15 protein-coding genes and 2 tRNA genes are annotated in these 23941 nt (G+C 42.8%); 2 read left to right on the plus strand and 15 right to left on the minus strand.

The genetic code is table 11. The features are described from left to right. Positions 1-55: 55 nt before the first annotated feature. Entirely contained in the window at positions 56-1444 is a 1389-nt protein-coding gene (locus CLV57_RS00125) for a mercuric reductase (RefSeq protein WP_100339352.1), read from the minus strand. Between the two features lie 200 nt (positions 1445-1644). Here CLV57_RS00125 and CLV57_RS00130 point away from each other — a divergent pair. Continuing rightward, a tRNA-Glu gene (locus tag CLV57_RS00130) sits at positions 1645-1716 on the plus strand. Positions 1717-2033: 317 nt separating this feature from the next. On the opposite strand, the gene CLV57_RS00135 is transcribed toward CLV57_RS00130, so the two are convergent. The 14 genes from CLV57_RS00135 to CLV57_RS00200 form a co-directional block, all read right to left on the minus strand. Continuing rightward, the gene (locus CLV57_RS00135; RefSeq protein WP_100339353.1) at positions 2034-3458 is read right to left on the minus strand and encodes an aryl-sulfate sulfotransferase; all 1425 of its coding nucleotides are present in this window, start codon (positions 3456-3458) and stop codon (positions 2034-2036) included. A 190-nt stretch (positions 3459-3648) separates the two neighbouring features. Continuing rightward, positions 3649-4806, minus strand: a complete 1158-nt coding sequence (locus CLV57_RS00140) for a formylglycine-generating enzyme family protein (RefSeq protein WP_100339354.1) — start codon at positions 4804-4806, stop codon at positions 3649-3651. 9 nt (positions 4807-4815) lie between these two features. Continuing rightward, positions 4816-6465 (minus strand): arylsulfatase, encoded by a 1650-nt coding sequence (locus CLV57_RS00145; RefSeq protein WP_100339355.1) that lies wholly within the window; start codon positions 6463-6465, stop codon positions 4816-4818. A gap of 19 nt (positions 6466-6484) precedes the next feature. Continuing rightward, entirely contained in the window at positions 6485-8134 is a 1650-nt protein-coding gene (locus CLV57_RS00150; RefSeq protein WP_211290004.1) for an arylsulfatase, read from the minus strand. 11 nt (positions 8135-8145) lie between these two features. Next, on the minus strand, positions 8146-9621 hold the full coding sequence (locus CLV57_RS00155; protein ID WP_100339357.1) for a RagB/SusD family nutrient uptake outer membrane protein: 1476 nt from the start codon (positions 9619-9621) through the stop codon (positions 8146-8148). A gap of 19 nt (positions 9622-9640) precedes the next feature. Continuing rightward, positions 9641-12712, minus strand: coding sequence for a SusC/RagA family TonB-linked outer membrane protein (locus CLV57_RS00160; protein WP_100339358.1), 3072 nt, complete (start codon positions 12710-12712; stop codon positions 9641-9643). A gap of 665 nt (positions 12713-13377) precedes the next feature. After that, the gene (locus CLV57_RS00165; RefSeq protein ID WP_100339359.1) at positions 13378-14313 is read right to left on the minus strand and encodes a sulfite exporter TauE/SafE family protein; all 936 of its coding nucleotides are present in this window, start codon (positions 14311-14313) and stop codon (positions 13378-13380) included. Between the two features lie 41 nt (positions 14314-14354). Beyond that, positions 14355-14425: transfer RNA gene (locus CLV57_RS00170), tRNA-Cys, on the minus strand. 272 nt (positions 14426-14697) lie between these two features. Further along, entirely contained in the window at positions 14698-15864 is a 1167-nt protein-coding gene (locus CLV57_RS00175) for a chromate transporter (protein WP_100339360.1), read from the minus strand. Positions 15865-15874: 10 nt separating this feature from the next. After that, entirely contained in the window at positions 15875-16387 is a 513-nt protein-coding gene (locus CLV57_RS00180; protein WP_100339361.1) for a hypothetical protein, read from the minus strand. Positions 16388-16466: 79 nt separating this feature from the next. Continuing rightward, entirely contained in the window at positions 16467-17306 is an 840-nt protein-coding gene (locus tag CLV57_RS00185) for a chromate resistance protein ChrB domain-containing protein (RefSeq protein ID WP_100339362.1), read from the minus strand. Positions 17307-17360: 54 nt separating this feature from the next. Further along, complete coding sequence (locus tag CLV57_RS00190) at positions 17361-19826, minus strand: TonB-dependent receptor domain-containing protein (RefSeq protein WP_100339363.1); 2466 nt, start codon at positions 19824-19826, stop codon at positions 17361-17363. A gap of 90 nt (positions 19827-19916) precedes the next feature. Beyond that, entirely contained in the window at positions 19917-20729 is an 813-nt protein-coding gene (locus CLV57_RS00195; RefSeq protein ID WP_100339364.1) for a helix-turn-helix domain-containing protein, read from the minus strand. Positions 20730-21477: 748 nt separating this feature from the next. Then, positions 21478-21648: an SUMF1/EgtB/PvdO family nonheme iron enzyme gene (locus tag CLV57_RS00200; protein ID WP_317044581.1), complete on the minus strand. Its 171-nt coding sequence runs from the start codon at positions 21646-21648 to the stop codon at positions 21478-21480. Positions 21649-22191: 543 nt separating this feature from the next. Here CLV57_RS00200 and CLV57_RS00205 point away from each other — a divergent pair. Further along, positions 22192-23715: a tetratricopeptide repeat protein gene (locus tag CLV57_RS00205; RefSeq protein WP_245856764.1), complete on the plus strand. Its 1524-nt coding sequence runs from the start codon at positions 22192-22194 to the stop codon at positions 23713-23715. Positions 23716-23941: the final 226 nt, after the last annotated feature.

Genomic DNA, 23941 nt, shown 5'->3' on the forward strand with positions numbered 1-23941 from the left:
CTTTTAGATCACCGAATGACTTGTTTAATTTTTCAAGCTTTATCACCTTTATTACTTACTCTTCAATAGTCATAAACAAATTATTCAGTGACTCTGAATACGATGGGTGGGCAAAAACACAGTAGCGAATCCTGTCATAAGTTACGCCGCCCTCCATAGCCATTTGTAATACCGACATAATTTCGCCACCCTCTTCCCCAAGAACCGTAGCTCCTAATATCTTTTTTGTTTTTGTATCTACAATAGCTTTCATAAAGCCACGGGTATCGCCAACTTCAACAGCGCGGGCAACCCTGGCCATGGGCAAATGCGCTACCTTAATGTCCAATCCTTTCTTTTTAGCATCAGTTTCGCTGATGCCCACGCGGCCCATTTGCGGGTCGGTATACATGCAGTAAGGCACGGGGCGCTCATCAGTATTATAATTAGTTCCTTCTATCAAATTGCGATAAACGATGGTATAGTCGTTATATGCAATATGAGTAAACGGCGGACCGCCATTTACGTCGCCAAGCGCATAAATGCCCGGCACATTGGTTTCTAACTTATTGTTTACTTTAATGTAGCCTTTTTTATCAATCTCTACACCTGTATTCTGCAGGTTGAGTATTTGAGTTCGTGGTGCCCTACCAACTGCTAACAACACGTGCGAACATTTAACCTTTTTTTCCTCATCACCCGTTTTAATGGTAGCGGTTATTTTACCTTTTTCTTTTTGCTTCAACCGGATCACCTCACTCGAAAAATGAATAGCAATGGCTTCGGCCTTTAAAATTTTCTGCATTTCTACAGCAATATCTTCGTCCTCCTTACCTAACAAACGCGCTGAACGTTCAATAAGGGTAACCTTACTCCCAAATCGACGGAACATTTGCCCAAACTCCAACCCTATGTAATTGCCGCCCAACACTAACAGATGCTCGGGCACTTTATTTAATTCTAATATACTGGTTGAAGTAAGGTAATTCACCGCTTCTAAACCTTCAATTTTCGGAATAACTGTTTCCGTACCGGTATTGATAAATATCCAGCCGGCTTTTATGTGTTTGGTGCTGCTTTGCATTTTCACGGCAATAGTTTTCTCGCCGGTGAAGGATGCTTCGCCGTACAACAAATCCAATCCGCTAATTTTATCCAAAGCCTTTTCAGTACCGTTACGGGCGTTCAGCACAATATCGTCTTTGCGCTTTTTTATAAGCGCCATATCAATCTTGTAATTTTTTACCTTTATACCTAAATGGGCACTATTGGTAACTGTCCAGGCAGCCTTGGCCGACGCTACCCATGCTTTGGTAGGCGTACATCCGTCGTTTACGCAGGTACCACCAACCCAACGTTTTTCTATAAGGGCTACCTTCTTACCGGCTTTAGCTAATTTTTTGGCTAATGGCACGCCAGCTTGTCCGGCGCCTATAATAATTGCATCGTATTGTTTAAGTTTCATAAATGGCATGGGCTAAGATATTGCATCAGAGAACTATTACGCTCCGATCAATTTATAATGAACGGCAGCCAATTTTTGTTTTAAGTTACAATAAAACGAGGCCAGTAAAAACAATTGAAAAAAATTTTAAATAATATTTTTAAATAACCATTTATCGTATATCTTTGCAGTCCCAAAACAAGGGGAAATAAATAAAACAAGGCCCGTTCGTCTAGGGGTTAGGACGCCAGATTTTCATTCTGGAAACAGGGGTTCGATTCCCCTACGGGCTACTTGAGGAAAAATTCTTAATTGAATTTTTCCTTTTTTTATGCGCTAAATCACTGTCTATCAGATCTTTGATCCTTCGTAAATCGGTGTTCGATAATTCATTTAAAATACTCGATAAATCCTCTTAATTTCTTAAAAATGTCGTCTGTTTTTATTTGAATGCAGTTTTTGTGGTGTTCGATTCCCCTTAGGTTTTTTTCTATAAAATCATCGCTATTGTATATACGCTCATGCCGCGTGCACAGAAAAGAGCCGTCCTTTTGGAGCGCCCCTTATTAATCAATGTAAGCGTTTACAAAGAATATGTTATTCCATCGTTTTAGTCTTTCTTTAATGTTTGATTTCCTTGAATCACTTTGAATTTGGAAATGTCGATTGCTTCCAAAGCTTTTTCCGAATGCGGAGTTCCATCAGGAACCCAATTATAAGGAACAGGTTGCGCTCTGAACACCCAATTAGTATTGATAATTTGTGTCCCTGAAAGCGTACTTTCCTTAAAAAATGGATTGATGTATTCCCAAACTATTTCACCCGCCGGTGTGACCTGAAAAATTCTTCCATTCATTCCTTCATCAATCAATGTATTTCCGTTTGGCAAACGGCGTGCGCTAGATATGAACGAACTATAAAAATTCCATACAGGCTGATTTGAATTTAAAGCTGTGTACTGCCAAACGATTTCTTTTTTAACCGGATCAATTTCCAATACCCTGGAACCCAACTGAACAGGTAAATTAGTTTGCGGATAACCCGAAGGCCCTTGATTGTCAAAAACCAGTAGATTGCCGGCTCCTGGCAGTCCTTTTGAGATAATATGAGCATCATGTTGTCCGCTAAATCGATCAACCGGACGTGGAACGTTTGTTGATAGACTAGGACGTAGATTAACCGAATTTCCAAAGTTTGACCCTTTCGAATCATTTTCCTTAGCGTCGAAATCCGGCCCTAAACGCCAGACTATTTTACCCGTTTTTTTCTCAATAATAGCAATGAAACTAGCTTCCCTGGAATCAATTACAATGTTGTCCGGATGAAACCTTGTATCGCCGGAATCAAACCATTTATTAGGTCCAATTGGCTGCATGTCATTAATAGTTAGAAATCCATGTCCTTTTCTTCCCTCAGCATAAACATTTCTAAGCAATTCCCTTCCTAAAGGAGAAATACCAAATTCATCAATATGTTCCCCAGTGTTCCAGCTCCAGACAATGTCTCCATTTTTATTTACTTCGTAAATTGTCTGGTCTCCAATTGGTTGTTTACTAACGCCAGGCACTATATGATCTACAAAACTTATTAATAGCGTGTTTCCGTTTTCCAGGCGATGTAAATCATGGTTTTGCCGGGCTTCTCCCCCTGGTGCTTTTTTGCCCCATTGCCATACGGTATTGCCATTCCAATCTTGCTCTCCCACCACCTTGTTATCAAAGATTCCTCCATAAATTCCCGATCCATTTTCGAGCTGAAGGAGAATACTTCCTTTTTTTTCTCCATTGTTTTTTGGATCAATAATCTCAGATGGAAAACCAATATGCGACCAGCTTTTCACTTCATTACCATTCATATCTATCAGATGTGATTTATTATCTGGAGATGAATGCAAAATAAAGCTATTATAAGCTTTTGCAGGATTATAAATTGTTACGCCAGTTGGAAAGACGGATTGTGAACGTGCTCCCTTTGCTGCAATAATCAGCGCGAGACCTAACGATAATCTGTATGTTTTTGAAAGTTTTTTTACCATTTTATATTATTATAGATTAACAATGCTAATTGTTTGATGATGAAATTTAACTATATAATAGCATCTGATCCCCTACGAGACGTCAACACACCAACAATTCCCAATTGGAAAATGGTTCCCATGGGTAATCACCGACAGCGTTCGCTTAAATCAATGCTTACTAAATTCACAATCCAGCCGAGCATATAAACTAAATATCCTTAACACACCTGAATCCTAAATGCTCCATGCCGCTATCCTCGGTGCTTTTCATTCGTCGTGATACCCGGTAACCAGAGCAATAGCTGTCGTTGCATAAAAATGATCCGCCTCTTATTACCCTTTTTTTCGCGTAGGGTTCCTGCGGGTCATAACTTTTAGCCGGGCCGTGCGGATCAACCAAAGCGGAGGTGGCACTAGCATTTTTATAATAATCGCTGGCGTAATAGTCAGCACACCATTCCCAAACGTTTCCTGCCATATTGTATAGTCCGTACCCGTTTGGTTTAAACGAGGTGACCGGAGCGCTGTAGAAGAACTTGTCCCGCAATGTGTTATTTGACGGAAACTTTCCCTGCCAGGTATTGGCTTTTACGCCGTTCTGATCAATGGGCTCATTCCCCCACGGGTAGATATTGTTGCTCAAACCTCCGCGGGCCGCCCATTCCCATTCGGCTTCGGTGGGCAAGCGTTTACCCGCCCATTTGCAGTATGCAATAGCATCCAACCATGCAATATGTACCACAGGATAATTGCCTTTACCCTCGATGCTGCTTCCGGGACCGTGCGGATGTTTCCAGTCGGCTCCGTTTGTCCAGCTCCACCATTGGCTATAGTCATTCAGTGGTACGTCACCAGCCGGTTTTATAAATACCAGCGATGCCGGTACCAATAACTTATCATCGGGCTTGGGCGTGCCCGGAGGCAGTTGTTTTTTAAGTTCATTCCAATCCGGCTTACGCTCAGCTATAGTCAGGTACCCTGTTGCTTTCACAAATTTTGCAAAGTCGTTGTTACTTACTTCTGTGGCATCCATCAAAAAACTTTTAACCCTTACTTTGTGCTTGGGGTATTCGTCTTCTGCTGCTTCCTTGTTATCTCCACCCATGCTATAAGTGCCACCCTTGATCAACACCATACCTTCCGGGACGACTGTGGCTGCTTTTAAATTTAGCTCCGCCGGCCCCTCTAAAGCAGGAAAGCGTTGCGGAACGTTAGATGAACAGCACACAGCTACCTTTTTGCTTTCTTTAACTATTGTGACCACCTTTTTTTCAGTTGAAGGCGCCAATGGCTTTTTGGCCGATAACAAGGCTACACTTACCAATAACAGTAATGCTAAGCCGGATAGGAAATAAACTTTTTTCATAATGCTATATTATTGCAGGCCGCCACCTCCGGTAGAAACGGGGTCCTGAACTTTACTTTTTCTGTAATCTTTCATGGTTTGGGGTTCGCGATCTTCGATGGTACTGAAGTCTACCGCGCCCACACGTTTTGTCCATTCAAAATATGCCGTTGATAAACGGCTCACTTCCTCATGGTGAGTTCTGGCTACGTCAGTGGTTTCACCGCGATCGGCCTCCAGGTCGTATAACTCCCATGTGTATGACGGATAATGTGAAACGAGTTTCCATTTTCCGTCTCTTACGGCACGGTTACCGGCTCGCTCCCAAAATAAAGGCTCGCCACGCTTAACCTCCGTATCATTACCCAACAACACAGGCACCAGGCTTTTGCCCGGAAGAGGGAAGGTATTTGCATTATTATATTTTGCAGGGTACTTTGCACCTGCCAGTTCATAAAAAGTTGGTGCAAGGTCTATAATATGACCTGTACCCTTACTAATGCTTCCCGCCTTTATTTTATTTGGATACCAGGCAATAAATGGAGAACTGATACCTCCTTCGTATACATAGTCTTTAAAGGCCTGGAAAGGTGTATTAGATGCATACGACCAGTTTTTGCCTTGCGACTCATAGGAACCAATAGTGCCTACCGGGCCGGTATTGCGGGTTGCACCGTTATGCCATTTAACCCAGTCTTCGGCTGGTGCGCCATTGTCTGATATAAATATGATCAGAGTGTTTTTGTCCTGGCCTGTCTGTTTTAGCTGATCAAGTACTTTGCCTATGCCCTGATCCATGCGGTCAACCATAGCGGCAAACACTTCCATTTTTGTAGCCCATTGTTTACGCTGATCGTACGATAATTTGCTCCAATCGTATATATCAGCGTTTTTTGTAGATAAGGTGGCATCCTTAGGCACAATGCCCAGTTCTTTTTGTTTTGCAAAACGCTGTTTGCGCAGTTCGTCCCACCCGATATCATATTTGCCTTTATATTTAGCTATGTCCTCGGGCAATGCGTGAAGCGGCCAGTGCGGTGCCGTATAAGCCAGATACATAAAGAAGGGCTTTTTTTCACTGTTTTGATCCTTTAAATACTTAACCGCATGTTCAGTTATTACGTCAGTAACATAAAAGGAGCCGGGTTCCAGCTTATAGGGTTTGCCGTCCTCATAATAATATTTCTTCTCATCGCTTCCGTAATCGCCCTGATCAAAATAACTTCCGTTTTCTGATAACAGGGAGTGGTCAAAACCCCGCTGCCATGGCTGGCTTTGATTTTTACCACTAACATGCCATTTGCCCGCCATAAGGGTTGTATAGCCCGCCCCTTTAAGTACTTCCGCAAACGTCAGTGATTGATTATTGATAAAGCCCTGGTAAGCGGGTAAACCCAAGTCATTTGAGAAATAACCTACGCCCGCCTTGTGTTGATATTGACCGGTAATGAGCGACGCCCGGGTTGGCGCGCAAATAGAATTATTATAAAACTCTCTCAGCCGCAATCCCTCTGCTGCGAGTCTATCCAGGTTAGGAGTTTTAATTTCTGAACCATAAGCGCCGAGGTCTGAGTAGCCCAGATCATCAGCGAGGATGAGTATAATGTTCGGCTTTTCCGCCTTTTGAGCAAACAGGCTGCCGCTAAACAACAGTGTGATGATTAATATTGCTTTTTTCATGATTTTACAAATACAGTGATCAATTGTTATTACGTCTGCCAGGTCTTGCATCTGTTGATGGTGCGGTAACCGGTTGTTGCCTTAAAATATTGTAGTCCACTACATCGTTTTTAGCTGCCCAGTCGCGGTAAGCTGCTTTTAGCTTGGCCACGATATCCGGGTGTGCGGCAGCAAGGTCATTATTTTCGCCCCGGTCTGTTTCCAGATCGTATAGTTCATATTTGGGGTTGGTGCCTGCCGGTAATATAAGTTTCCATTTACCATCTCTAACAGCTTGTTTACCGGCTCTTTCCCAAAACAGCGGCTCGCCACGCTGCACTTGTTCTGTTTTCCCGGCTAACAACGACACCAGGCTTTTCCCGGCAAGCGCGTTACTTTTCACACCGTTGTATTGTTGCGGATAGGCAACACCCGCCAGTTCATAAAAGGTAGGAGCTAAATCAATCAAATGCGCTGTGCCCTGTTTGATCGTGTTTGGTTGTATAAGCTTTGGATACCAGGCAATGAACGGCGCGCTGATGCCACCTTCATACGGAGAATCTTTATAGGCGCGGTGAGGTGAATTACCTGTTTGCGACCAGTTACTGTTCTGTGTTTCATATGATCCCGCTGTGCCTACCGGGCCGGTGGTGCGTTGGGTGTATAAACGTAAACCGTTACCCCCTTGCGCTCCATTATCCGATATAAAAATGATCAAGGTGTTCTGATCCTTACCCAGTTCTTTCAACTTAGCGTTCAATCTACCAATGCTCTGATCCACATGATCTATCATAGCCGCGAAAACCTCCTGTCGTAACTGCCAGTACTGCTGCTCGTCATAAGTAAGCGTATTCCATGGTTTTACCTGGTCATCATGTTTACTTATTTTTTGTGATGGGTTAATGAGTCCTTTTTTAATAGCAGCCTGATACCTTAACTGCCTGAGTGAATCCCAACCCATGTTGTACTTCCCTTTATATTTGTCTATGTCTGCGGGTAAAGCCTGTAAGGGCCAGTGCGGCGCATTGAAAGCCAGATATAAGAAGAAGGGTTTCTTTTCATTATTCTGCTCGTCCAAAAACTCCAACGCATTATTGGTGATCTCATCAGTTAAATATTTACCCGGTTGCAGGTAGTAAGGCTGATTATTTTTGATCAACGGCGCGGTAGGATTATCTTCCTTACCTATCTCATAATAATTGCTTGCGCCACCTATAAAACCAAAGAATTTATCAAAGCCACGTTGGTTGGGCCATTGATTCTTGTCATCGCCAACATGCCATTTACCCGCCATAATGGTCGAGTAGCCGCCACTTTTTAGTACTTCAGCAAGTGTTAATGATTCTCGGTTAAGGAAGCCCTGATACGCCGCCAGGCCCAGGTTATTATTAAAATATCCTACACCGGCTTTATGCTGGTATTGCCCGGTTAAAAGCGAGGCACGGGTAGGTGCGCAAATGGAGTTGTTGTAAAATTCTTTTAACCTTAAACCTTCTGATGCAAGGCGGTCGAGGTTAGGTGTTTGCAACTCTGTAGCTCCATATGGCCCAATGTCTGAAAAACCAAGGTCGTCTACCAATATCAAAACGATGTTAGGTTTTTGGGTCTTCTGCGCCATGGCCAGGGTGGTGCCAAGCAGCAGTGCACCCAAAAGCGGCAGTCTTTTTTTAAGAAAATGTAATTTCATCATAGTTTTATTGATTAAAAGCCTACCCAGTCCGGGTGTTGTTTAAGTTTAGGATTCAGGTTGATCTCCCTTAATGGTGTAGGGAAATGCACATGGCGAGGTGCTGCTGCTGTTTTTCCGGCAGCCTTTAGCACTTTTACGTAGTAATCAGCACCACGGCGCGCCAGGTCGAACCAGCGTTGGTATTCAAATACTAGTTCCTTGCGGCGTTCCTGAAAAACCGCATCTCTGAAATCGCTCTGCGAAAGAGACGGCGCAATATCTTGCAGCTTGCTGATACCGGCACGTACACGTACCTCATCTATGGCGGCGTAAGCCTCGGGCGTAGGAGTTCCTTTCCACTCATTGAGCGCTTCCGCGTAAATAAGCAATACTTCAGCGTAGCGGATAATGGGTGTGTTTTTTGACGATTGCCCCTGGTTACCCACCACAGATGGATCATAGTATTTGTTGAACTGGGGTGTTGCCAACGTATACAAATTGTTGTTGACCGGGCTTACTATCTGGGTAACAAAGGTCACTACTTTACGCTTATCGTTGTTATCAAACGACTCATACAAGCCTCCCTGTACATGCAAAGCATCAGCATAGTCGCCGTTTATACCCGGCACATCCGCAGGCGCAGACCTACTTGCCAGGCTATTGCCCTGGTAACCCACATTGCCTTTGAATTGGGCAGAAAAAATATGTTCAATGCCATTTTTGGTGGCTACGTTGAACACGTCGGCATAATCACTAAACAACTTGTATTGCTTACCATCTATAACCTCTTTACTCTTCAGGGCAGCCAGTTCCCAGTCTTTGTGCGTTAAATACACTTTTGAAAGCAGGCTTTTTGCAGCGCCGCTTGTGGCCCTGCCGATATCAGCAGCGCCATAGGTCAATGGTAATGCTTCCGCGTCTTTCAAATCTTTGATTATTTGAGTATATATTTCGTCCTCCGTAGATTTTGCGATGTACAGGCTTTCCGGAGAAAGATCCTTCGGCTGATGCAAGATCAATGGAACGCCGCCGAACCACCTAACCAGGTTAAAGTAGTGCAGCGCACGCAGAAATTTAGCTTCGTTGATCAACCGTGTCCGTATAGTTGCGTCAATTTTATCAGCATCAATCACTGCTATCTGGTCAACTGCAATATTGGCCACATTAATGCCGTCGTAACTCTGTTTCCAAAGCTGTTCCATGCGGTCATTAGAGGAATCGTGCGTCAGCCCTGATAATGCTCTAACATGCGCGTTCCTTGCACGCGGACCGGCCTCGTAGTCATCCGTAGCCATCTCCATGCCTATCTGCATCAAACTGTTGTAGAGCGATTGTCCGCTGTCGTAAAGTTTTCTGTAAGCGGCAGTAACGGCCGCGGTAGCCTGCGCCTGATCCTTATAAAATTCACTGGAAACCAATAAGGCATCGGGCTTCTCATCCAGTTTCCTGCACGATGATGATGCAACCAGAGCAACCCCTAAACCAATGGTGTATATAATTTTTTTCATGATGATTAACTTTTAATGATTAGAAACCAAGCCTTACGCCAACGAAATAACTTTTAGCCACCGGGTAAATTCCGGCATCTGTTCCAGGTGAAACATTGCTGCCCGAGGTAACCTCAGGATCGAAGCCGGTATACTTGGTCCAGGTGATCAAATTTTGCCCTGACACATAAATGGAAGCGTTGCTCAGGCCGATTTTTGCTGCAAAGGTTCTTGGCAGATTATAGGTAAGATTTACATTTTTTAATCTCAAGAACGAGCCGTCTTCAATAAAACGATCGGAGAAAACCGGAGCGGGGTCAAGCTTGGCACGGGGTATAGTCTGGCTCGGATTAGCAGGTGTCCAGCGGTCAAGTGCAGAGGCGGCGGCGTTTTGCTGCCCCGTAAACAGCTCGAGGTTTTGCCTGTTGGTGTTTAAGATCTGGTTGCCATAAGCGCCTTGCAGAAAAATAAGCAAGTCAAAACCTTTGTAAGAAAATGTATTGGTTAAACCCGCCAGAAAATCGGGTTGCGCGTTGCCAATAATGGCTTTATCAGCAGCTGTGGTGAAGGTGCCATCGCCATTAATATCTTTATAAAGCCTGTCACCTGGTTTAGGCGTTGCACTACCTGTGTATTTCCCTTTGCTGGCTTCCTCTCCGGTCTGTAATATGCCGTTTGTGACGCTGCCAAAGAAATTACCGAGAGGTTGTCCTACCTGTATAATGTAATTGCCCGTTATATAAGTATTTGCACCATTCCCAAGAGCCAGCACCTTGTTGCGGTTGAAGGAAATATTGAATTGGGTGTTCCACTTAAACGCGCCCGTGAAGTTTTGTGAACTAACTGCCAGTTCCAAACCTTTATTTTCAACAGAACCAAAGTTCTGTAAAGAGGAATCAAAGCCTGATGTCCATGGCAATTGAACGTTCAACAGCAGATTAGTGGTTTTTTTATAATAAGCATCAATGTTCAGTTGAAGGCGGTTATCAAAGAAGCCGATATCCAATCCTGCATTGTATTGATCGGTTTTTTCCCAGCTAAGTCTGTCGTTACCTATCCGGTTAGGCGCAAAGCCGGTGATCATATTACCGCCGAACAGGTAGCTATAGGTTGCCAGCGTTGCCAATGATTGATACTCACCAATTTCAAGGTTACCTGTCTTGCCGTAACTCAACCTGAATTTCAGATCGCTGACCGTTTTGCTGATGTTCTCGAAAAACGGTTCATTTCCGATGTTCCAGGACGCGGCTGCGGATGGGAAATAGCCCCACTTGTTGCCTTTACCAAAACGGGAGGAACCGTCGGCACGTAAACTTGCGGTTAGATAATAGCGGCGGTTGTAATTATAATTTACCCTGCCCAGGTAAGATTGCAGATCCCAACGGGTAGCATCAGATGTTGGTGCGATCAGCGTAGACCCACCTTGCAGTGAATTATAGCCCAGTTCATCCGTCACAAAGTTCTGCGAAGAAGCGGTAAAATTCTCGCGTGAGAAGCTCTGCTGTGTAAAGCCACCCAATACATTTATGGTATGATCGCCCCAGTTTTTATCATACGTCAAGGTGTTTTCGTTCAACCAGGAATAGCTCTCTAACGACCCTCTTCCGGCCTGACCGCGTGTAAGGCTGCCTTCATAAATACTATTTGGAATGTACTTTTTCTCTGAGATCGTGTTTACATCTGCACCAAACAAAACCTTAAGATTTAGCCCTTCAATGATCTTGTATTCTGCAAACGTGGTACCCAGAACGCGGTTGGTGGTTGATTTGTTAATTTGCTCATTAATGGTTGCGATAGGATTGGCAAATATATTCTCAAACGGGTTACGAAGCGTGTAACCACCGTTAGGATCATAAATGGTGGCGGTTGGCGGCATGATCAATAAGCTGTTAACAATGCCATTGGGAGCGATATTGGCATCCGCTTTACTCAAAGTAAGTGCAGTACTTATTTTCAGCCTTTCAAATGGATGTGCATCAACATTGGCTCTTAGTCCATATCTTTTAAAATCGGTATTTCTTATGATACCCTTTTGATCCTGGTAATTCCCCGAAATAAGATAACGAACCTTCGCGCTGCCGCCGCTAACCGTTAGCTGGTGATTTTGCGTTGGCGCGTTGCGGAAAGCCGAACCCTGCCAGTCTGTACCATCGCCCAGCTGATCGATCTGTTGCTGGGTGAGGTATTGAAACCTGCCTTTCGCAGGCGTTGCATCATAAAGCGCATCGTTGCGCAGAATCGCAAAATCATGTGCGTTAAGCACATCCACCTTTTTTCTCAGTGTCTGAACACCATAGTTACCTTCATAAGTAACAGAACTTCTGTCGGCTTTTCCTTTTTTAGTGGTGACGATCACGACCCCATTAGCACCACGCGAGCCATAAATAGCTGTTGCGGAAGCATCCTTCAAAATGTCAATGCTTTCAATATCGCCGGGATTGATACTGCTTAGCGGATTAACAGGCGTTCCGCTCAGCGTACCTGCGGTAGATCCTGCATTATAGATCGGGAACCCGTCTATCACATATAAAGGCTCGTTACCGCCTTGTATAGAACTGCCGCCACGTATGCGAATACTCACACCACCGCCGGGCTGGCCTGTTGTTTGTGTTACCTGCACGCCGGGTGCTGCTCCTTTTAAAGCCTGGTCAAATGAGGTAACCGGTTGTTGCAACGCCGTTTTACCGATAGAGGAAACAGAACCCGTTATATCTGCACGTTTTTGCGTACCATAGCCTACCACAACCACATCGTTCAGTTGTTTGGTATCAATATCCAAACTTATGGTTACCGGACTGCCGTCTATCACCAGTTCTTTCGGCAGGTAACCGATGTAAGTCACGACAACGGTATAAGGAAATGGCTGACCTGACACTAAGGTAAACTCACCTTTGGCATCCGTTGTGGTGCTGTTGGTAACTCCTTTGATGGCGATGGTGGCGCCGGGAAGACGCTCTTTGGTCTGCGCGTCGATTATTTTACCGTTAAGCCGTGAATTAACAGTTGGTGTGATCTGAGCGCGGACAATAAAAGGTAAAAATAAAAGCGTGAAAACGAGCGTTAATAGAAATCGCCGCTTTATAAAAAAGTTGGCATGGAAATATAAATCCATATATTTAAATGTTTTGTCAATACTTCGTGTTGATAATTCCTGGGTGGGGGGCAGTTCGTGATTGGCGTTACTGCTGCCCGTCCATCCTTAATATATTTTCAGGCCTAACCTGATAGCTACAATTATTTGCGTCTCCTTATGTCATAAACAATAAATTTTAATGTAAAAATGGGTGGAAATAACGGACGTATGGCTGATTAGCCTTAACACATGCAGCCTAAGTAATAGTCATACTTCAAAGTCATAATGCACATCTCTATTCTACGGGTTTAATCCGTTACTGTGGCGCAAATATAAATAATATCTATTTAATCCATAGACTTTGAAGATTTTTATTAAAAATAAATTTATTTCCTTTTTCTATGTTTTAACAAGGTCTTTTATCAGAACTTAACAAAATAAATAGCTGTTTCATCTACACCACTAAACTGGTCGGATTAAATAGCTTCGGGGCCACTGCGCAGTTGTTTTGGGTGCGCTTGGTTGCGCTTTTGTGAAGACTTCCCATTTAATCTTAGCATTGAGCGTGTCTGCCAGCGCCAATCTACCCCAAAACAAATTGTGCGAATTTCTTTGCGCACAGGTGGTATGATAGATGAATACCAGAAATTCGAATAAAGAATCGTTTCACTACCTATAATATGCGCTGCGTTTTATCCTTAAAATCATAAAAGATGTTGCAATGCCGACCAAATCGTCTTACTGCTGGAAATTAATACCAATACCCCTACTGCAATAAACATTTTCTTGACAGGAAGCCTCCCTGCTAATTTTGCAGCTAGTGGAGCCGCAATAAGTCCGCCACAGATAAGTCCAAAAATGGCTCCCAGGTGGCTTACGCCCAGAATAATAAAAAACGTGAGTGCACTAGCCAGCGTTACAAAAAACTCTGTCAAGCTAACCGAGCCAATTACATACCTCGGGCTCTTTCCTTTAGATATAAGCGTGCTTGTTACTAACGGTCCCCAGCCGCCGCCGCCAAAAGAATCCAGAAATCCTCCTGCACCAGCTAACCAGCCCGCTCTTTTTATTTTCTTTGGTTTTATGTCTGTTTTAAATGCATTACTTATTATTCTTAGCCCCAGTAAGAACGTGTAAACAGCGATAATCGGACGGAGCCATTGTGAATAGGATTCTCCGGCTAACCCCAATAGCACAGCGCCTGCGACAGAACCTATAATGCCGGGTATTAAAAGTGTCTTGAATAATTTTTTATTAATGTTCCCGAAGCGATAATGGCTAAATCCGGAAGCTGCGCTGGAGAACATTTCGGCTGTGTGGATACTTCCTGATATAACGGCAGGATTAAGCCCCCCCGATAACAGGAGCGTAGTAGAAATAACGCCATAGCCCATTCCTAAAGCACCATCCACCATCTGTGCTAAGAAGCCAACAAGTAACATAAACAAGAATTTTTCATCTACAGTGCGAACAGCAAAAGATACCGCCTGATCTACCGTAATAAATTGTCCAATTATTAAGATAAGAGCAGCTAAAAAAATCAAACCCAGTGACAAACAGGCAATATTTCTCCAGGTATATTTTACGCCGATAGCTACGGTACCGGATTCTTTGATTGGTGCTATTTCTATTTTATTCATATTGAGATCTAACTATTCTGCTCGTAGCAAAAATTTCACTGACGCCGGGAGTGGATTCGAACCACTGTTAAAGGTTTTGCAGACCATTACCTCGCCACTCGGTCACCCGGCTATAACGATTGAGCATTACGGTTGCAATAATACTAAAAAAATATATAATTTCTATGGATTAAATAGACATTAAATAATCACCCAGAGTTTAAGTATTGATGCGGTCAACCTCAGAACTCGTACTTTTGTGCTTTGGCTTACGCCTACCCCATTTCCTGACTGAAAAGAAATTAATGCTTACATACAATAACCTATCTACCGCATAAAGAATTCCATCTATTGCACCCCAAAACCTTTCCTCACTTTAGTAATAATGGAAATTCCAAACCATCTTTATATAAAACTTTTAATGACGATGCCTAAAACAGCCGCGACAACTATTAAATGTGGTTCCTGTAATTTCTTACTACAAATGAGCGCCAGCCCGCTTGCCACTGCAATGATTGCTGTTGGCAAATCTATGATGGAACGGGTAGTAATGATGGCAACTGAGCCAACCAAAGCCCCGATAACAGCTGCTGTAATGCCGTCAACAAAAGCTTTGATACTGATGTTCTTCGCTATTTTTTTAAAAGATGGCGCAAGGATAACGGTGAAGAAAAAACAGGGAAGAAAAGTAGCCAATGCTGCTACGGATGCTCCCGGAAAGCCATTCACCAAATAGCCGATAAAACCCACAGTAATAACAACCGGCCCCGGCGTTATCATGGCTACGGCAACTGCATCCACAAATTGGTTCTCGCTAAGCCAGTAATATTCGGTCACGACCCCCGCATGTAGAAATGGCACGATAGCCAGGCCGCTACCAAATACAAAGGTGCCTGCTTTCAGAAAGAATAAACCGATTTCTACCAGAGAATCTTTTGAGTAGTTCCAGAAGCCGATGCTGCCTGCAAGCAGAACGGGCAATGCAGTTGGTCTTTTCATCCAGGCGGGCGGCGCTTTCACCACCATGTAAATCAATCCGCAGCCCATAAAAAGCAATATTTGTTCTTGCTGCGTAACTATGGTAATAACAAGGGCAATGAGGTAAAACAGCCAAAGCAGCCAATTAGCTTTTATAGCTGCTAAATTAAGCTTGCCTACTGACTTTAGCGTTAACTTATATGCACTTAAGGCAATAATACCTATAACTGCAGCACCCACGCCATAAAACACATCGCGCATCCAGTTAAGACCGCTATAAGCCTGATAAACCATGCCCAATAAAACCACCATAACAAAAGAGGGCAGTACAAAAGCCAACCCTATTAGCGTAGCACCCAATATGCCATAATGCACAAAGCCAATATAAATGCCTAATTGTGCCGCTAATGGTCCGGGCGCAAGTTGGGCAAGGGCAAGCCCTTCTTTATACTCTTCCTCGGTAAGCCATGCTTTTTGTTCAACCAGATCGCGGTGCATATAGCCTACTAACGCGACAGGGCCACCAAAGCCCCAGGAGCCCAGCTTAAGGAAATAAAAGGTAAGCTCTCTTAATGAATATTTTGTTTTTTCCATACCCTGATATTTAAAAAGCTATACCGAACTGAAAGCCGACGGTAAATGTAGTGGGGCGGTCATTTCCAAAACGCACCGGCATTGGTACAGCTGCAAATAAGCTACTATTCTTACCTTTCAATACTGTTTTGTTTAATACCGGCGTAACACCATATCGTCCTGAAGTTTCAAATGCTGCCCTACCTGCAAACGTCCAACCTTTCCCAAGTGCTACTAGTATGCCCGGATGGAACAGAAAGTTGCTCATTTTGCTTGTGCCACTCTCTGCGCGTATGGTCGGCACAAATTCTGCCGAAAAACCTATCCTGGCACTTTTCCAGATATTTATACCGGTAGGCATTCCTACAACGTAATGCCCGTCAAAATTGCGGTCAGTACCGGCGCTGCTAAATGTTACAAGAGGATGCAAGATACCAACATAACCCGCTACTTTAGGATACGTTTGTACAGGTGCTGTTTGTGAGAAGCTACTCATCGGAAGCAGCCCGATAAGCAAAAAAGGCAATAAACGAATAACGTTCATAATAACATTTGTTTGATGTTACAATGTTATCCATACGGTAACTTACAGAATAGAACGAATTTAACCATTCGTCTAAATTTTACTTTTTCTTTGATTTTTTATAAACGGAAGGGCTTTGGCCGACATGTTTTTTAAAGATGCGGTTGAAGTGGCTCTGGTCAGAAAAGCCGGTGAGATAAGCTATTTCTGTCAGGGTGTGATCTGTCGTCTCAATCAGCTGCTTTGCTTTGTCGATGCGGAGGTTACGCATAAAATCCCCGAAACTAAGGTTGTCAAAGTATTTAGAAAATTCTCTGGATAAGTAAGCCGGATTGATCTCCAATTCTTCAGATGCCTGCTGCAGGCTTAATGTCATCGTCGTATCCAACTGATCCTGGATCATTTCCTTGAGTGTGCGTGCCCACTCCGGCATTTTTTGACCTTTGCTTTGTTTAAGATATTGATGATATACCTGCAAAAGCAGTTGCTCTACCGGGCCGTCTTGTGCATGTTTATTCTTAAACAGGTAGGTAGCCCAGCTAAATATGCCGTCGTAAATCGTCATGCCTATGGCCAACAGTTCCTGGTCATCTTTTATGTTGTAAGCCAGTCCAGAAAAAATGGCTTCCAACCCCGCCGCCTGCGGCGCAAAATCGTGCTGGTCGGTATCGGCACCCCTAACTATCGTTGCAATGCGGTGCAAGGCCGGGTCTTTCAGTCCGTGCTTTTTAATAATATAATCAAAAGTGCACTGATCTTCATAATGCGAGTACTCAACGTCTGGCAGATCAAACGGTGTAGCGCCCAATTCTTTCGCTTTTCCTAAAACCTCGGTGTACGGAGCAAATATAAACTCTGCTTCTGGGTCTACAAAGCGTTTAATCAGCCAAGGGCAGGCAATCCTGTCAATCTTCGGTCTTTCTCTGGTGATCCATTTCATCATTCAAATGTAAGTAGGAACGAATAAACCGTCAGTTTCCTTCTGCATCAAGTTTTAAAACTCTTTATCGCCAAACTCACTATTTGGCAGCTTAGCTTTACCGGTCAGTTTATTCAGATTAAAGCTTACGTTCAACATCAGTACATTGGTTTCGTAGATGTAGTTAGTGGTGGTATAAAAATCATTACCCCGTGTAGTAATGCGCTGCTTATTAGATTGGTTCCACCCCAGATCCATATTCTGCCATTGCAAAGTAGCAGCCATACGACCGTTCATAAAAGTTTTCTTTACAGAGGTATTCGGCACCAAAAAACGCGAATCTTCACCCTGCGCAGTAGGTCTGCGGGATAAGTAATTTACGTTAGCCTGTAAGCTTAAGGTCTTACTTAGTATAAAGCCGGTACTCATGTTTAAAGAATAAACCCATCTATTGTTTGAAACAATTGATGTGGCACCAAGGATATTCAGTTTACCATTAATTTCGTAATTATATAGGTTGCCACCTACATAAAGGTTCCACCATTTAAACAGTTGCAAATTGGTGCCCATTTCTAAACCTATAGAACGGGCGTTACTTGCATTGGTAAATACCCGGTTCAGAATGGTATCTGCATAAACACTGTTAACACGTTGAATAGGGTTTTTTATATTTTGATAGTATAAAGTGGCAAATAAAGACCCTTTATCAAAGGTGCGGATCAGGCCAAGCTCAGCAAGATCAACAAACTCCGGCAGCAGATCCGGGTCGCCTTGTTCCAACGTTTCGGAGTGTTCTCTTTCCGGAATAGGGTTTAACTCAAAGTTGGTTGTGCGTTGTACCCGTTTGCTATAACCCGCTTTAGCCTGCCAGCCTGTTGCGAATGTGTAAAGCAAATTAGCCGACGGGAAAAGGTTAGACAAATTTAGCTGGCGCGGCATCGGGTCGTAAGAGAGGTTAACTTTGCGGGCCGCATACTCGTAGCGCAAACCGACCGTATAGTCCAGTTTACTTTGCTTGCCTGAGTACTGCGTGTATAACGAATTGATGGTGTTTTTTGCTTTGGCATTGCCTCTGAACCGTGCGGCGTCCGGCTGCGACAGTGCGGGCGTAACAAAATAATCAAACTGTCCATCTTGCGTATCCTGCCTAAATTGATAGCCGGTCTCCAGTTTGCCTTTGCCTATTGTAATTGCGTAATCAAGTTTAAGCCGGTAGCCGTTAATAGGATTTTTATAAGGGTTATAAACAAACTGGATAGTATCGGACGTATTAGGATTTTTAACATTAAGATTTAAAGTACCGCCATATAGGTTAGCGTGTTCATAAAGTGCCGAAACCGTTATGGTAGATTTATCGGCAAAGGTGTGCGTATAATCTAAGTTGGCTAAAGAGAACGTGCCCTCTTTAATCTGCAGGTTAGAATTATAATACCTTGTACTTTTTAATATTGCCCCTGTGTTCAGGTCAGCAGTGCTGTTATTATAAAAAAGGTCGGCCCGACGCGACTGAAACCGATATCCCACAAGTAGGGCCGCTGAAAATAAATTGTTTTGATCAGCCGCGTAATTTACCGAAGCCCGCCCCGTGTAATTGTATTTATCAAAACTACGCTCGCCGTTTGATGGAAAGCGGGTTATAGTATTATTGGCGAAGTTTTTGGTGAAAACATCACCTTCGCGGAAACCTGCCACATCGGCGCGCAGGTAATTGCCGCTTACAGAAACATCCCATTTACCCGCACGGTAATTTATTGTTGCATCGCCGCCAAAGCGTTGGGGCTTTTGTTTGTTATTATGGTCATCTGTACTGGGCAAGCCGCCTTGCACGTTTGCCGAGAGGGTGAAACCGTCATTCGCGCCTTTTTTAGTCACAATGTTAATAATACCCCCTTTGCCATCCGGATCATATTTAGCAGATGGAGACGTGATCAATTCTATATTCTGTAAGCTGTTGGCAGGCAACTGACTCAGCACAGTTTGCGCATCAGTTAATACTGGTTTCCCATTCACCAAAACTAAAAAGCCGGTTGAACCACGTACGCTGATCTGCCCCTCGCCATTGACAGTAACAGAAGGTAAATTTTTCAATACATCAACAGCTGTGCCGCCACGGGCGCTTTCAAACTGATCAGCACGGTAGGTTTGCCTATCTATTTTGTTAAACAAATTAATTTTCTGCCCACTCACCTTTACTTCATTTAACAGCTTTTGGCCAGGCGAGAGAATAAGTGTACCGATATTATACGGCTCTGTATTGGTGACAGTAAAGCCTGGCGTTACAAGGTTGTTATAACCAATAAAGGCGGCTCGTATTATGTAGCTGCCCGGCTCAATCTGCTTAAATTCAAATGTGCCATTATCTTTTGTTACTACTCCCGCAACCAAAGATGAGTCGGAACCCTTTAGTAAAGCCACGCTTGCATAGCCAATAGGCTGTTTGGTCTCGTTATCAGTAATTATTCCTTTTATAAAGCCGGTTTGCGCAAACAAAAACTGAATAGATAATATGAAAGCAAAGAGGGTAAGCCTAAAGTAATTCATTTTAAGACCTTGTTTTGGTGGCACAAAAGTAACCTAACATAACCGCATAGGTATTGTACAATGCATCCTAATAATTGTATCTTACCGTTTCTATTTTGCTAATTCACGGTAGCTGCCGGGTGTAAGATTAGTGCTTTTTTTGAAAAACTTGATAAAGTGAGGAGAATCGGCAAAGCCAAGCCGGGCGGCTATCTCATTTACTGATTTGCCCGTTGCCGATAACAGCAGTTTAGCTTCCAGCAAAATACGTTCATTTATAATGGTAGCGGGTGTTTTACCCACTACTTTTTTGCACGTTTGATTAAGCACAGCCGTAGTAATATTCAATTCTCCGGCATAATAATCAAGCGACTTCCCCTCAGCAAAAAAAACGTCAACGGCACGTTTAAACTGTTGGAAAACTTGTGTATCTCTACCGAAGTTCGGCTTTTCTGTGCAGGCCAACCTACTTAATTTTGAAATCAGCAAATGGACGTACGCGGCATAGGCAAGTACATCAGTCTCACCGTTTTTAAATTCTCCATACAAAAGTTCAGCAATTGCAAATAAAGTATCGCCTGGTTGCAGGGCTATCTTGGTAGTAAGATTAAAAAGTAAAGTAACGTCCTGTTTAATTAAGATTTCTTCTTTAAATAGAATTACAAATCCTTTGGGCAGCGCCGTAAAATTCCAGCAATGGGTTTGCCCCGGTCGTAAATAATATGCCACCGGTGCGTCAACTTCCAACTGTTGCCCATCAACTTCGTGATACCCGGACCCATTGCTGAGCAGGATCAGTTCGTGATAATCAGCGTGTCGATGCAGACGAGTAGGTTTGATCACCTCTTTCATCAAGCTCACTTTCATCAACTGGCCCGTGTCCATTTTATTTTTTACCGGAATTTCCTGATTGGATGTGAGCATAATCAAATAAACATCTGAAGTTAAGAAAACTTAATGCGGTATTTTAATGTGCTAAAACTAATTAAATACTGAAGATCTGTATCAATGAATAGTCCAAATTACAACAACGTGAATTATTTTTGTAAATCATGTTGCCAGTATGCAAAGTGTATTATGTTAAGTAAGACACGCTCACTTTTACAGTTGAAAAATACGAAACAACGAAAACTTAATGCATATGCTGCTCTATTTCAGTGATAAAAATTTGGAGGTTTGAAACCTTAAAAACTCGCTAATCGTTTCAAATCCTTAACAAAACGACTTGATATTAAGCCACTTACGGCTACTTTAAATTGCGAAATTCGCGAAACTTCACCGAAAGTTCGCGGATTTTTTGTTTTTAAATACAAGATTCCAGGCAATTTGGGGATCAGTCCGAAAAGTTGGGGGATTGAGTTACATCTCATTTTAAACCGTCACAATTTAAATGAAACGCTTTATTAGAAATATATTGGGTTATTTCTACTATACCTTGCGGGATATTAATCTTGATACCAGCTATTATAATTTTCTTGCCCAGAAGTCTCAATGTGTTTTACTGATTCCCAATACGCCACTAATACTGAAAAGAGGCCGCTCATTTGTATTTTGATACGACCTCTTAAGATTAATATAAGAGATTAGAATCTAATTAATATAAATGCGCTCTCACTAATGGTAGCAGCTTATTTGAACAGCATTGGGTATGAATCCAGGCGAGCGTATAAATTTAAATATCCTTTACACACCTGAACCCTAAATGCTCCATGCCGCTATCCTCGGTGCTTTTCATTCGTCGTGATACCCGGTAACCAGAACAATAGCTGTCGTTGCATACAAATGAGCCGCCTCTTATTACCCTTTTTTTCGCGTAACCGCAATAGCACAGCGCCTGCGACAGAGCCTATAATGTCAGTTTCAAATCTTTGTAAACCTACTTGATATATAGCCACTTACGGTTAGTCGAAAACGCTATTCTTCACTAGAGAATGGCGTTTTTTGCTTTTTGGAGGTAATACTCAGTAGATGTTGAATGGTCCTTAAACACAACATAATTACTTTCCAAGCCCTAATTTGTCTCGCGCACTTACTGCTTTACTCCTATTGTTTCATTTTGCGCCAGTTAGCTACTCCAGCCTGTCCTTAAGCAGTTAAATCCATCAGAGTTTAAGAATATCCGCCTTTTTTAAAAATTTAACCCGCTTTCAACCAATTGCATTGTTGAGGAGGTTCATATATTAAATCACGACGGAACATTAACTAAATGCTCTCGTGAAAGTTTACAATACGAATGAAGCAGAAACTGCATTTATTTATTGTTCAATACGCTTAATGGATTATTAACACAGCACACCGCTTAACCTTAACTTAATATTCAGTTGGTTAATTTGTAGTGTTTTAACAGCGCATTTAAATGAGGGTAATATTCTATCTGTCAATAATCATGATTTTAATATCCGGACGTGTTAAAGCTCAGTTACAAACTGTAGATGCCGTTGCGCAGAAACACCCGGACTCTTCCCTTGTTATTTTAAAGAAATTACAGGCTAACGCTGCAGCTAAAAACGATGAAGTTACTGAAGGCCTCACTTTGCAAAAAATGGGGCAGATATGTTTTAATCAGGGCCATTATGCGCAATCACTTGATTTTTACCTGCATGCCGACGAGATATTCACCAGCATAAGCAACAAAAATCTTATCGCCACCAACTTAGCCGAGATGGGCCTACTTTACTATTATAACAAACAATTAGACAAAGCCCGCTTAACCTACAATAAGGCACTAAACCTATATCAGCAAACGGGCAACACCAAAGGACAGGCAGATATACTTGGCAAAATTGGACACTTGTATGAGAAACGGCAACGGTATGACAGCGCCTTTCACTATCAGCACCTGGCTTTGGCTAAATATACGGCCATAAGCGATAAAAGGGGCGCAGCCAAAATTTACGAGAATTTAGGCAGTATTTATGAAGACCTTGCCAAATATAACTCTGCATACGCCTGTTTTAACAGGTCTCTACAGTTTTATCATGCCGAAAAAAATGAGATGGCCAGCATTGAGGTGGTGAATAACCTGGGCGATATACTTAGAAAAACAGGTAAATACACAGCAAGCATCGCACAATCGCAAAAAGCACTGGCGTTGGCTAAACAGTCGGGCAATATTTATCAGCAAGCCTCATGCGCTAAAGACATTGGTCAGGCTTATGCGCTAATGAACCAAATGGACAGCGCCTATTATTATTCAGAACTCAGTCGGAGATACGCATCAGAAGTTTATTCAAAAGATGCCGCCAACCAAACCGTGTTTTTACAGGTGTTGTATGATATGAGCAAAAAAAGCGCTGAGATAAATCGCTTAAACAACATCCGCAATATTAACAGGGTGATAACTATTGCTGTTGTAATTGTAGGTGTACTTGTAATTATATTAGGGGTAGTTGTATTTAGCCGTCAAAGACTGAAATTGAAAGACCAGCAGGCGCAGCATGAGCTTAAAAAGCTGGAAGAGAATAGCCTCAAACAACAACTGGAGTTAAAAAGCAAGGAACTATCATCTCACACCCTTAATCTGATCAAACAAAATCAGTTGCTTGAAAATTTGCGGAACACGCTGCAGGCCATGGTTAAGGAAGACAGGCGCGACCAAAAAAAACAAATGCAGCAGATCATACTGCAAATAAACGAGAGCTTTAACCACGAACAATATTGGAAAGAATTTACTAACGCTTTTGAGCAGGTACACCAAAGCTTCTTTGATCAGCTTAAAAATTACAGCAATGAGCTTACCTCTGCCGATATGCGCTTAATTGCGTTGCTTAAGATGAACCTTGACTCTACGGATATTGCCACTTTGTTAGGCATATCACCGGATAGCCTGCGTGTATCGCGCTACAGGCTGCGTAAAAAGCTGAACATTCCGCAGGGCGACAATCTTACAGCCTTTATTCAGAGCCTGTAGTTGCCGTTACACTACAGCTAAAAATCCGCCGCTTATTAGCCTTTTACATGTATTAACAAACGCTTAATGTAACGGTAATGAAATGGTAATGGCGATTTTTTAACCAATTAAATATTTGATTTTCAATATTTTACAGAAGTGTGTTGCTTTTCAATATACGGTGTTTGTAACGCTGTTGCCTTTATGTAACCCCGCAAATTTCATTTGTAAAACAATACGTTCACAC

Origin of the sequence: Mucilaginibacter auburnensis, from assembly GCF_002797815.1 — a bacterium.
In the GTDB taxonomy this organism is placed as follows: Bacteria; Bacteroidota; Bacteroidia; order Sphingobacteriales; family Sphingobacteriaceae; genus Mucilaginibacter; species Mucilaginibacter auburnensis.